This is a genomic window from Sebaldella termitidis ATCC 33386, assembly GCF_000024405.1.
Taxonomy (GTDB): domain Bacteria; phylum Fusobacteriota; class Fusobacteriia; order Fusobacteriales; family Leptotrichiaceae; genus Sebaldella; species Sebaldella termitidis.
Genome location: NC_013517.1, coordinates 191,358 through 203,643 on the forward strand (window position 1 = coordinate 191,358; position 12,286 = coordinate 203,643).

Consider the following 12,286-nt stretch of genomic DNA (forward strand, 5'->3'; position numbering starts at 1 on the left):
TTGGAGGAAACATGAAATTTAATTACGTGGAAGGTAAGAAAGGCGATAAAGCCGAAAAAGAAGAAAAAACAGAAAAAATAGAGAAAAATACTAAAAAAGGTGCTGCTTCAGAAAAGCAGGCCAAAGAAGAAAAAGTGTATATAATACCTCTGGGAGGAATGGAGGAAGTAGGAAAGAACATGACTGCATTTCAGTATAAAGATGAAATAGTAATAGTGGATGCAGGGCTGACATTCCCAGAAGACGAACATTTGGGAATAGATGTAATTATTCCGGATTTCACATATCTGGAAAATAACAAAGACAAGATAAAATCATTATTGTTAACACACGGGCATGAGGATCATATAGGAGCCATACCATACCTGTTTCAGAAACTGGGAAGTACAGACATAACTATTTACGGCGGAAAGCTTACTTTGGAACTGGCTAAGGCCAAGTTTGAAAAAAAGGATGCAGTAATACCGAAAATGAAAGTAGTAAAAGGAAGAACAAAATTAAAGCTTTCAAAGTATTTTTCCGTGGAATTCATAAGTGTTACGCACAGTATAGCGGACTGCTACGCAATCTGCATAAAGACACCGGCAGGAATAATAGTACACTCGGGAGATTTTAAGGTAGATTTGACACCGGTAGACGGGGAAGGATTTGATTTTGCACGTTTAGCACAGTTAGGTGAAGAAGGTGTGGATCTTTTACTTTCAGATAGTACCAATGCAGCTATTCCAGGGTTTACACCATCTGAAAAAAGTGTTGGTGAAAGTCTGAGGGAAGAATTCGGAAAAGCTAAGGGAAGAATTATAATAGCAGCTTTTGCATCACATATACACAGATTGCAGCAGATAGTGGATATAGCTCAGATATATAACAGAAAAATAGCAATTGACGGAAGAAGTATGGTAAAAGTATTTGATATCGCATCAAGACTTGGTTATCTGAAATTTCCTAAAAATATGATAGTAGACCTTCATAAGTCAGATAAGCTGCCGCCTGAAAAGGCTATTATACTGTGTACGGGAACACAGGGAGAACCTTTAGCGGCACTGTCAAGAATCGCTAATGGGACACATAAATATATTTCCCTGAGAGAAGGGGATACTGTAATAATATCAGCTACACCTATACCAGGAAATGAAAAGGCTGTTTATAAAAATATAAACCATCTGCTGAAAAAGAATGCAAATGTTGTATTTGAAAAAGTAGTAGGAATACACGTTTCGGGACATGGATGTCAGGAAGAGCAGAAGATAATGCTGAGTCTGGTAAAGCCTAAGTTTTTTATGCCCGTTCACGGTGAGTATATGATGCTGAAAAAACATAAAGAACTTGCTGTAGCAACAGGAGTAGAGTCTGATAATGTTATATTAGCGGAAAACGGAAATAAAATAGAGCTTACAAAATCACACTGCAGGGTAGCAGGAAAAGTACAAAGCGGAATGACACTGATAGACGGTTTCGGAATCGGAGATGTAGGAAATATAGTCTTAAAAGACAGACAGAATCTAGCGGATGACGGAATAGTAATAATAACAGTTTCACAATATAAAAACGGAAAATTCAATAAACAGATAGAGCTGGTAACAAGAGGGTTCATATATAACAGAGAATCAGAAAATCTTATTCTTGAAACCAAGGAACTTATAAAGCTGGAATTGGAAAGCATAGAGACAAAAGAGATAAAAGAAATAAGTAAAGTTAAGCAATTGCTGAAAAGCAAAGTGGGAGAATTTTTATATAAAAAGACAAACAGAGAACCGATAATTCTGCCGATAATAATGGAGGTTTAGATGAAATTAAGCAGTAAACAGAGAGCGCTTTTAAAGAAGATGGCACATGATCTGGAGCCAGTGGTAAGAATCGGTAAAGGTGAGGTAGACGGTGATCTTTTGGAGAGTATCAGCAATGTAATAAATAAGAGAGAACTAATAAAGGTAAAAGTACTTCAAAATTCTGAATTAGATAATATGAAGGATTTAGGATTTGAGCTGGCTGAAAAAACTTCCAGTGTATTTGTGGATAAAATCGGAAAAGTAATAATATTATTTAAACCTAAAAAGGAAAACGGAGTGATAACACAGGAAATTTTGAAAAAAAGGAAGGGTAAATAAATGTCTACGGGGATTATTTTTGGAAATAGAATATTGGATGTAGCAGTAATAGCCTGTTTTGCAGCACAGTTTTACAAGGTATTCTCCCCCCTTTTTAAGGGAAGAGGCGCAAGCTGGGTCAGACTTTTTCAGACAGGGGGGATGCCCAGTTCACATGCGTCAACTGTGGTTGCGCTGGCTACTTCCCTGGCTCTTCTAAAAGGGATGAGATCAGTGGAATTTGCTATATCAATGGTTTTTTCCAGCATAGTACTTTATGATGCAACAGGGATAAGGAGAGCAGCGGGAGAACATGCAAAGGCTCTGAACAGACTGGTAAAGAGTATAGAGCATAAAGATGATTTCGAGAAAATAGAAGCTAATTTTAAAGAGTTTTTGGGACATACACCTCTGGAGGTATTCTGGGGCTGTGTCTTGGGACTTATTATCGGAATTGCATTTAGAGGATATCTTTTAGGATAAAGGATGAACAACATATGGAAGATTTGAAAAAAATGAGCTTAAAAGAGCTGGAAGATTTATGCGGGGACATAAGAAGCGAGATTATAGAGGTTGTATGTAAAAACGGGGGACATCTGGGTCCTAATCTCGGAGTGGTGGAATTAAGTACAGCACTTCATTATGTATATAATTCACCTGTGGACAAGATAGTCTGGGATGTGGGTCATCAGTCATATGTACATAAGATGCTTACAGGCAGAAGGGACAGATTTCATACAATAAGAAAAAGAGGCGGGCTGGGTCCGTTTACTGATCCGAATGAAAGTATACATGATCAGTTTATAAGCGGTCATGCAGGAAGCGCTTTATCTGTATCGGCTGGGCTGGCAGCTGCCAATCCTGATAAAAACGTAGCAGTCGTTATAGGAGATGCTTCTTTTGCGAACGGGACTACTCTTGAGGCCTTGAATGACATAAATGGTAAATTAAAAAATCTGACAATCATAATAAACGATAATGAGATGTCAATAGGAGAAAATGTAGGAGCTATATCCGGAATACTGAATAAGGTAATAAACAGCAGTTTTTATCTGAAATTACGTAAGGATCTGCGATATGTACTAAGCAGATATAATTTAACCAAACCTATTGTAAAACCGACTGAAAGAGTGGAACAGTCATTAAGATCAATTGTTACTCCAGGCGGATTTTTTAATATACTGGGTTATGACTATATAGGACCTATAGACGGGCATAATCTGGAAAAGCTGATAAAAATTTTAGAAGAAAATTCTAAAGAAAGAACAAGAGTTATACACATAAAAACAAAAAAAGGAATGGGATATGATCCGGCAGAAGCAGATCCCGAAAGCTTTCACGGAATAGGACCTTTTGATAAAAATACCGGGGAAACAATAGGGAAATCACAGATATATTCTGATGTATTCGGAGCAAAAATGGAAGAAATTTTTGCTGCTGATGAAAAGACAGTTGCTTTAAGCTCTGGAATGATAAAAGGCACAGGCTTGAAAAATGTATGGAAAAAATATCCTGAAAGAGTTCATGATACAGGTATGACAGAGGGGCATACAGTGACTTTTGCCGCGGCACTTGCCAAAGAAGGATTAAAGCCTTATGTAGCAATATATTCTACATTTCTGCAGAGAGCATATTCACATCTTATACATGATGTGGCGATATTAAAGCTGCCTGTAAGATTTATTCTTGACAGGGCGGGAGTAGTTGCCGATGACGGAAAGACACATCAGGGGATATTTGATATAGCGTATCTGCTTACAATACCTGATATTGATATAGCAGCACCTACATCAAAGGAAGAGTTTAGCAAAATACTTGATATGTCTCTGGATATAAAAAAACCTCTTGCGGTACGTATACCGAAGGATACTCCTTTAGACTATGAATTTCCTGCTTATGAATATGGCAAGTGGAATAAAGTCAGTGACGGAAGCCGGTATATGATAATAGCATGCGGTGCTATGTTTGCTGAGATAATGAAAATAAAGGATAAGCTTGATGAGAAAATAGATGCTGCAATAGTCAGTGCAGCCTGGATAAGACCATTTGACAAGGAGTTCATAAATAGAGAATTTCCTAAATATGAAAAAGTACTGATTTTGGAAGATGGTATTGAAAAAAGCGGTTTTGGTACGGAAATACTGGAATATGTCAATGATTCGGATATTGATACCAAGATTATAAGAAAAGGAATAAGACAGATGTTTCTGCCACACGGAAAGAGATCTGAATTATTGAATGACGAAAATCTTACAGGAGAATCGCTGCTTGAAGATATATTAACAAAGGTGTTGGGAAAATGAAAAGAAGATTAGATGTGTTTCTCGTGGAGGAAGGCTATTTTGACAGCAGGGAAAAGGCAAAAAGGGAAATAATGCTCGGAAATGTAATTATAAACGAGCAGGCCGTCACTAAAGCGGGGACAATGATTAAAGATAATCAGGAGCTGAATATAAGAATCAAGGAAAAGCTGAAATATGTAAGCAGAGGCGGTTTGAAGCTGGAAAGAGCACTGGAATACTGGAATCTTGATTTTAATAATAAAAAAATTCTGGATATAGGAGCTTCGACAGGCGGTTTTACAGACTGTGCCCTGCAAAACGGTGCAGATTTTGTATTTGGAGTGGATGTCGGGAAAAATCAGCTTGACTGGAAGCTGCGAAATGATAAAAGAGTAAAGTCTCTTGAGGAAATGCATATAAAAAATCTTTCTCCTGATGATATTAATAATGAAAAAACAGATTATATCGTGATAGATGTTTCATTTATATCACTTACATCTGTTTTTAGATATTTTAAACAATTCCTGAAAGAGGATGGAAAAGTCATAGCATTGATAAAGCCTCAGTTTGAAGTGGGAAAAGATAAAATAGGGAAAAACGGGATAGTTAAAGAAGAAGAATACCGCAGTGAAGCAATAAAAAGTGTGGTAAAGGAAGCTTCGGAATGCGGATTTAAAATAATAGAGGTAATAGAGTCTCCGATTACCGGAACAAAAGGAAATATAGAATATCTGTCTTTATTTGAGATGATAGCTTCATCATGAAGATTTTTCCGGACAGATACTAGTGATGCTGCCTGTATTGAAGAACCTCGGTATCTGCGGTAAAAATTAATCAAAAAGCAAATGAATATCATCGTTTTGTTTCGTTTATACTTTGACAGCGGGACAGATTAATAAGGTACAGGTATTTTTAATATATTGTTTATCGGTAATTTCAAATCATAAACAAAGACAAAATACTGGTAATTAAGTCAAAAAAATGCTATAGTTTTATAATCAGGAGTTTTTTATATTAATTTATATCTGAAAACATCTTAACAGAAAATAAGCCATATAAAAAATAATTTTGATGGATAATTTCCGCACTTAATTATAAAAGAGTTTATGATTAAATTGCTTAAATGAGGACAGGTACCTTGAAAAATAACTGACAGGGGACTGGGATTATATTACAAATAAAGGAGAAAATCATATGAAAAATAAAAAATATGTGTTATTGACTGCGATAATGGCTATATTATTGAGTCTTCCAATTTTGTGCAGTACAACAGCAGCTAAAAAAACTGACACCAAAACTGATAATACGACTCAACAGCAGACAGCAGTTTCAGAACCTGCAGGTTATTTTAAGGATTCGGGAAACCTGAACAAACTCACTAATATGATAAATATTATACAGCAAAAATTCGTAGGGAAGAAAAATCCGACAAAACAGGAGCTTTATGAATATGCGATGACCGGGTTGGTAAACGGACTGGATGATCCGTATTCTGAATATCTTACAAAAAAAGATCTGGAAAGTTTTACTGAGGATCTTGACGGTGAATACGTAGGAGTAGGAATGTCGATTGATAAGAAAAAAGATGCACCGCTTGTAGTGGTATCACCATTTGTAGGAAGTCCGGCAGCCAAGGCAGGGATGAAAATCGGAGATAAGGTAACAAAAGTAGATAAAACAGATATTATACCGTTAAATGCCACAGAAACAGTAAACCTTTTAAAAGGTAAGCAGGGAACAAAGGTAGATGTGGAAGTAGTAAGAGAAGGAGTAAAAAATCCTTTTACGGTTACAATAATAAGAGATACAATAAAGCTTGAGATGGTTGAGAGCAAAATGCTTCCGGATCAGATAGGATATGTAAGTCTTCTGAAATTCGGAAACCATACAGGTGCCGAATTGAAAAAGCACATAGAACAGCTTCAGGCACAGGGAATGAAAGGTCTTATACTTGATTTGAGATCAAATCCGGGAGGATCTTTGAAAGAAGCACAGGATATAAGTTCATTATTTTTAACACAGGATCTTGTGGTATATTTAAAATATAAAAACGGACAGGAAACAAGATATAACAGAACAATGCCTAGTTTAGGGAATTTCCCTTTGATAATCCTTGTAAACGGAGGAAGTGCGTCAGCTTCTGAAATAGTTACGGGAGCAATAAAAGATTATAAAAGAGGTACTATTATAGGGCAGAAAACTTTTGGTAAGGGAATAGTGCAGGAGGTAATACCTTTAGAAGGCGGAGATGCGATAAAGCTGACAGTAGCACAATATTTTACGCCAAACGGAAACTATATACATGAAAAAGGAATAGAGCCTGATATAAAAGTAGATATGGAAGAAGTACTTTCGATAAAAGGCTATGCTAATGACAGTGAAGAAGCAAGAGAGAACAGAATGAAAGAAATAAGAACATATCTTGAAAAGGAAAAAGGAAAAGAAGAAACTGACAAGATAATATCAGCGGGAGATGTACAGTTAAAAAGAGCAACAGAAGAGATGGAGAAAAAAATAAAATAGGAGAAAAAATGCTGTATATAGTGGGGACACCTATTGGGAATATGGAAGATATCACATACAGGGCGGTAAAAACCCTTAAAAGCGCGGATTATATCTTCTCGGAGGATACGAGGGTAAGCAGAAAGCTGCTGGCTCATTATGAAATAGAAAATACCCTTTATCAGTATCATGAGCATAATAAGAGTCATCAGATAGAAAATATAATAAATCTTCTGAAAGACGGAAAGAATATTGCGCTGATAACAGATGCCGGAACACCTTGTATTTCAGATCCGGGTTATGAACTGGTAGATATTGCGCATCAGAATGATATAAAAGTAGTTACAATACCAGGTGCTTCATCTGTGATCGCCGGTGCGAGCATTTCGGGACTGAATCTCAGAAGAATGGCTTATGAAGGCTTCCTTCCGAAGAAAAAAGGAAGACAGACTTTGTTTAATAAGCTGAAGGAAGAAGAAAGAACCATTATAATACTGGAATCTCCTAACAGAATATTAAGAACACTGAAAGATATAAATGAGTACCTTGGCAACAGATATGTAGTCATAACCAGAGAGCTCACAAAAATATATGAAGAGGTTATCAGAGGCAATGTAACGGATTTAATAGAGAAAATAGAAAAAAAGCCTTTGAAAGGGGAAATAGTTTTACTTATAAAATCAAAGAAAGAGGAAGAGGAATGAGTATAAATTGGTACCCCGGTCATATGAAAAAAACAAAGGAGACTATTGCAGAGAATCTGAAAATAGTAGATCTGGTAATAGAGGTACTGGATGCAAGAATACCGCTTTCAAGTAAGAATCCTGACATTTCCAAACTTGCTAAGAATAAGAAGAGACTTACAGTATTGAATAAAGTGGATCTGGCAGATGAAAGAGAAGTGGAAAACTGGAAAGAATATTTTATAAGAAATGATATTTCGGACTATGTTTTGGCAATTAGTGCTGAAAAGGGAACTAATTTAAACGAGCTGAAAAGAATAGTAGATGAAATATATATCGAAAAGCTGGAAAAGGCCAAAAAAAAAGGGCTTAGAAAAACAGAAGTAAGAGCACTTATAGCAGGAATTCCCAATGTGGGTAAGTCAAAGCTGATAAATAAGTTCGCAGGAAAGACTAAGGCAAGAGTGGGAGATAAGCCCGGCTTTACCAGAGGAAAGCAATGGGTGAAGGCAAGTGAAAAGCTGGAGCTTCTGGATACTCCCGGAGTTTTATGGCCGAAGTTTGATGATCCAGAGGTAGGATACAGTCTGGCAATTACAGGCTCTATTAAGGATGATATACTTCCAATAGAAGAAGTAGTGTCAGTATTTATAGACAGAATGAGAAAAACAGGGAAGCTGGACCAGCTGGTGAAGGCATATAATCTGGAAACGGATATTGAAAATAAAGAAAATCATGAAATACTTGATATTCTTGAGGAAAGACTTGGAATAATAAAAAAGGAAGAAACAAATTATAATAAAGTTTCCCGGTTTCTGCTGAGAGATTACAGAAGCGGAAAGTTAGGAAAATTTTCTTTGGAAACAACACAGTAAATAATATAACTGTCGTAGAGATATGACAGTTTTTTTTATTTTCTTAAATTTACGGCTGTTTTATGAAAAAATAATATCGTTTCACGTGAAAAAACTTTTGTATTTTTAAGATGTGATATATTGAACTCTTCATATTAATGATGAATTGTATAATTAGCTGCACCTCTAAAAAATAAAAAAACAGCTTCAAAATAAAGCTGCTGTAAAATTATCCGGCGTACTTGGCATTGAATTTCAGCGACACGGCAAGTCCGGCTAAAAATAAAATAATTCCTGTAATGTAAACAGATAAACTACCTGAATAACCCGGAATTAATTCCGGAACAGAACCCAGCATAAAACCTAAAACTGCATAATAAGTGAGGCTGTATGATTTTTTGAACAGAAAATCCATTAGTTTTGAGAAAAAAAATACTCCTGCCCCAAGTCCGGCACAGAGCGGGATCAAAATCAAAATATTGTTAACAATTTCGCTGTGCATGGATTTTGACACAAAAGGAAATAAGAAAATATACTTTATATCCGCAACTATATTCAGGAAAAATCCATACGCCCCTATAAGCATCAGAAGAACTGTTCCGCTTATTCCGGGAATTACCAAAGAACCTGCCATGATAAAGCCTATAATGAATATGTACATAAAGCTTTTAAAATTCAGATAAAAATTCACGGACTCGATTTCTATACTGCTGCTTCCTGATAAGGAAAAGAATACAGAGATCATAAATGCAATCAAAAAAGGCACAAGACAGAGAGCTGAAAAGCCGTTTTTATTAGCATGTCTGAATAGCCCGGGAATAGTCCCGAGAAAAAGTCCGCATAATGAGAGCATTGTAGGTATTTCATAATATGTAAAAAGAAATTTTTGAATATTACTGAATAAAACTATTCCTATACAGGCACCAAAGCCTATAACAGCGAGAAAAACAAGGTTTTTCTTGGGATCTTTAAAAAAGCTGCTTACAGAATGTATGAGTTTTTCATAAACACCGAATATAACAGCCAGAGAACCGCCGCTTATCCCCGGAAGTATAGCACCTATACCGATGATTATCCCCTTTGCGAAATTAGAAAACATTTTGATGAACCTCCGTTAAACTTATATTTTTATAGTAAAATTTTAAAAAAAGAAGGGGACAAAGTCCCCCTGTTTTAATTTTCATCTTTAAATGAATTTATTTTGAAGAGCTTTAATATTTCTACAATCAATACAGGCATGATTGACAGAACTACAACTATCATAATGTCTCTTCCCGATAGAGTGACAACATTGAATATATCCTGTAAAAAAGGAATGAATAATACTGCAATCATAAGTATAAATGAACATAATACCGCATAAACAAGATACATATTATTAAATATTCCTGATTTAAATATAGAATTTGTTTTTGATCTTATATTAAATACATGTACAAGCTGAGAAAGACTCAGAACTGCAAATGCCATAGTCTGACCAAGGATGGTATTAGAAGGATCCTCATGTATTCCTATTCTGTAGGCTATAAGTGTAAGAATACCGATCATGGCACCCTGATAGCCTATTCTGTATATCATACCTTTGGTAAAGATACCAGTATTAGCAGGGACAGGAGATCTTTTCATAATATTTTCCTCAGCAGGATCAAAGCTCAGTGCAAGTGCTGGGAGACTGTCCGTGATAAGATTAACCCATAAAATATGAATAGGAATTAACGGCTCTACCCAGTTTACCAAAGTAGCAAAGAATAATACAATAATTTCCCCTATATTGCTGGAAATAAGGAATTGGATAGCTTTTAGAATATTATCATAGATTCTTCTTCCTTCTTCTACAGCAGAAATAATAGTAGCAAAGTTATCGTCTGTAAGAATAATGTCAGCGGCTTCTTTAGATACATCAGTCCCGACTATTCCCATGGCAGCACCTATATCAGCAGTTTTAAGTGCAGGAGCATCATTAACACCATCTCCTGTCATTGCAACTATGTCGCCGTGTTTTTGCCAGGCTTTGACTATTCTTACTTTGTGTTCAGGGGAAACTCTGGCATATACGGAAATATGCTTTACTCTGTTTTCGAGTTCCTGATCTGTCATTTTTTCCACATCAGCACCTGTAATTGCTTCATCGTCATTTTCCAAAATACCGAGAGCAGTAGCAATGGCAGAAGCAGTTATTTTATGGTCGCCTGTTATCATAACGGTTTTTATGCCGGCAGTTTTACATTTTTCAATTGCTGATTTTACTTCCGGTCTTGGAGGATCTATCATTCCTACCATACCGACGTATATAAGTTCAGTTTCGGCATTATCTGCAGATTCGCTGTTTGTATCTTTATATGCTGTTCCCAGTACTCGGAGAGCATTTTCAGCCATACTGGTATTGGCTTTCAGGATTTCGGCAGTATCCTTTTCTGTCAATTCTCTGACTTCGTTATTTATAAGGATTCTGTTACATCTTTTCAGAAGCTCGTCAACGGCACCTTTGGTATAAACTTTTATTGTATTGGTTTTTGAATCTTTATTAACTGTAGACATAAGTTTTCTTTCAGAATCAAAAGGAATTTCATCAACTCTTATTTCAGTACTTTCAAGCTCGTCTTTATCAAGCTCAAATTTTAATCCCAGATCTACCAGTGCAGTTTCTGTGGGGTCACCGGTAATTTTTGTTTTTTCTTCCTCAATAATAATCTTGGAGTCATTGCATAGGACGATCGAAGTAATAAGGAGTTTCAGCTCATTAGTAAGTGAACTGATATTTTCTACATCAACAGTATTATTATTAAAATATATTTTTTCAACAGTCATTTTATTTTGTGTAAGAGTACCTGTTTTATCAGAACACACTACAGTAGTACTTCCAAGTGTCTCCACACAAGGGAGTCTCTTTACGATGGCATGTTTGGTAACCATTCTCTGAACACCGATAGCCAGAACTATAGTGGCTATAGCCGGAAGTCCTTCAGGGATTGCAGCAACAGCGAGACTCACTGCAGAAAGAAACAGGTGCATAGGTTCTTTTCCATAACTGCTTCCTATTATAAACATGAGAACACAAATTACTATAGCAGCAATTCCAAGCATTTTCCCCAGCTTATCGAGTCTTTTCTGCAGGGGAGTCTGCGTAACTTCTGTAGAATCCAGTATTGCTGCAATTTTTCCTACTTCTGTATTCATTCCTGTTTCTGCTACTATGCCTTTTCCGCGTCCGTAAGAAACAAGACTGGCCGAAAAAGCCAGATTGTCTCTGTCACCAAGGGGAATATCAGTTTCCTCTATGACAGAGGTTATTTTTTCTACAGGAACTGATTCACCTGTTAATGAAGCTTCTTCTATTTTCAAATTGGCAGCTTCAAAAAGTCTCAGATCGGCAGGAATATAATCACCGGTATCCAGTATTACTATATCTCCGGGAACAAGCTCTTTACCGGGAAGCATGAGAATCTGTCCGTCCCTGAGTACTTTGGAAACAGGGGAGCTTAGTTTTTTTAACGCTTCCAGAGATTTTTCGGCTTTATTTTCCTGAAGGACGCCAATAACGGCGTTAACTATAACTATTAATAATATAATGAAGGAATCACTTATTTTTTCCAGAAAATCCAAAACAGATATCACAGGTTCCTTGCTTTCAAGAATTCCTACAACTCCTGATATAACTGCGGCAAGTATCAGAATAATAATCATCGTATCTTTAAACTGAGCCAGAAATTTTTGAAGAAAAGTTTTTTTCTTCCCCTGCTTCAGCTCATTATATCCGTATGTTTCTACTCTTTCGGCAGCCTGGGCTTCTGTAAGCCCGTCTGTAAGATTTGTATCAAGAAGATTTACCGTATCTTCCACAGAAAGATTGTACCAGTTCTTTTTTTCCATGTTTTATA

General features: G+C 36.3%; 10 protein-coding genes. 8 read left to right on the forward strand and 2 right to left on the reverse strand.

Going from position 1 to position 12,286, the window contains the following annotated elements; genetic code table 11:
* The first annotated feature begins 11 nt into the window (after positions 1–11).
* The 8 genes from STERM_RS00910 (at position 12) to ylqF (ending at position 8,429) form a co-directional block, all read left to right on the forward strand.
* On the forward strand, positions 12–1,787 hold the full coding sequence (locus STERM_RS00910; RefSeq protein ID WP_012859663.1) for a ribonuclease J: 1,776 nt from the start codon (positions 12–14) through the stop codon (positions 1,785–1,787).
* On the forward strand, positions 1,788–2,108 hold the full coding sequence (locus STERM_RS00915) for a YhbY family RNA-binding protein (RefSeq protein WP_012859664.1): 321 nt from the start codon (positions 1,788–1,790) through the stop codon (positions 2,106–2,108).
* On the forward strand, positions 2,109–2,570 hold the full coding sequence (locus STERM_RS00920) for a divergent PAP2 family protein (RefSeq protein WP_012859665.1): 462 nt from the start codon (positions 2,109–2,111) through the stop codon (positions 2,568–2,570).
* 14 nt (positions 2,571–2,584) lie between these two features.
* A complete protein-coding gene (dxs, locus tag STERM_RS00925; RefSeq protein WP_012859666.1) occupies positions 2,585–4,390 on the forward strand; it encodes a 1-deoxy-D-xylulose-5-phosphate synthase in 1,806 nt (601 codons plus the stop codon).
* On the forward strand, positions 4,387–5,133 hold the full coding sequence (locus tag STERM_RS00930) for a TlyA family RNA methyltransferase (RefSeq protein WP_012859667.1): 747 nt from the start codon (positions 4,387–4,389) through the stop codon (positions 5,131–5,133). Before dxs ends, STERM_RS00930 begins: the two co-directional genes overlap by 4 nt.
* 430 nt (positions 5,134–5,563) lie before the next feature.
* Positions 5,564–6,892 carry a S41 family peptidase gene (locus tag STERM_RS00935; protein WP_012859668.1) on the forward strand — a complete coding sequence of 443 codons (1,329 nt, stop codon included), beginning with the start codon at positions 5,564–5,566 and terminating at the stop codon, positions 6,890–6,892.
* Positions 6,893–6,900: 8 nt separating this feature from the next.
* Positions 6,901–7,575: a 16S rRNA (cytidine(1402)-2'-O)-methyltransferase gene (gene rsmI, locus STERM_RS00940; protein ID WP_012859669.1), complete on the forward strand. Its 675-nt coding sequence runs from the start codon at positions 6,901–6,903 to the stop codon at positions 7,573–7,575.
* Entirely contained in the window at positions 7,572–8,429 is an 858-nt protein-coding gene (gene ylqF / locus STERM_RS00945) for a ribosome biogenesis GTPase YlqF (protein ID WP_012859670.1), read from the forward strand. The genes rsmI and ylqF overlap by 4 nt, the downstream gene beginning before the upstream one ends.
* A gap of 208 nt (positions 8,430–8,637) precedes the next feature.
* Here the strand turns inward: ylqF and STERM_RS00950 are convergent, their stop codons facing one another.
* Both STERM_RS00950 and STERM_RS00955 read right to left on the reverse strand, forming a co-directional pair.
* Positions 8,638–9,507: a DUF368 domain-containing protein gene (locus STERM_RS00950; RefSeq protein ID WP_012859671.1), complete on the reverse strand. Its 870-nt coding sequence runs from the start codon at positions 9,505–9,507 to the stop codon at positions 8,638–8,640.
* 74 nt (positions 9,508–9,581) lie between these two features.
* Complete coding sequence (locus tag STERM_RS00955) at positions 9,582–12,278, reverse strand: calcium-translocating P-type ATPase, SERCA-type (RefSeq protein WP_012859672.1); 2,697 nt, start codon at positions 12,276–12,278, stop codon at positions 9,582–9,584.
* Positions 12,279–12,286 lie beyond the last annotated feature (8 nt).

Coding starts and splice junctions, on each gene's coding strand:
- STERM_RS00910 (WP_012859663.1), top strand. CDS start 12: ATGAAATTTAATTACGTGGAAGGTAAGAAAGGCGATAAAGCCGAAAAA.
- STERM_RS00915 (WP_012859664.1), top strand. CDS start 1,788: ATGAAATTAAGCAGTAAACAGAGAGCGCTTTTAAAGAAGATGGCACAT.
- STERM_RS00920 (WP_012859665.1), top strand. CDS start 2,109: ATGTCTACGGGGATTATTTTTGGAAATAGAATATTGGATGTAGCAGTA.
- dxs (WP_012859666.1), top strand. CDS start 2,585: ATGGAAGATTTGAAAAAAATGAGCTTAAAAGAGCTGGAAGATTTATGC.
- STERM_RS00930 (WP_012859667.1), top strand. CDS start 4,387: ATGAAAAGAAGATTAGATGTGTTTCTCGTGGAGGAAGGCTATTTTGAC.
- STERM_RS00935 (WP_012859668.1), top strand. CDS start 5,564: ATGAAAAATAAAAAATATGTGTTATTGACTGCGATAATGGCTATATTA.
- rsmI (WP_012859669.1), top strand. CDS start 6,901: ATGCTGTATATAGTGGGGACACCTATTGGGAATATGGAAGATATCACA.
- ylqF (WP_012859670.1), top strand. CDS start 7,572: ATGAGTATAAATTGGTACCCCGGTCATATGAAAAAAACAAAGGAGACT.
- STERM_RS00950 (WP_012859671.1), bottom strand. CDS start 9,507: ATGTTTTCTAATTTCGCAAAGGGGATAATCATCGGTATAGGTGCTATA.
- STERM_RS00955 (WP_012859672.1), bottom strand. CDS start 12,278: ATGGAAAAAAAGAACTGGTACAATCTTTCTGTGGAAGATACGGTAAAT.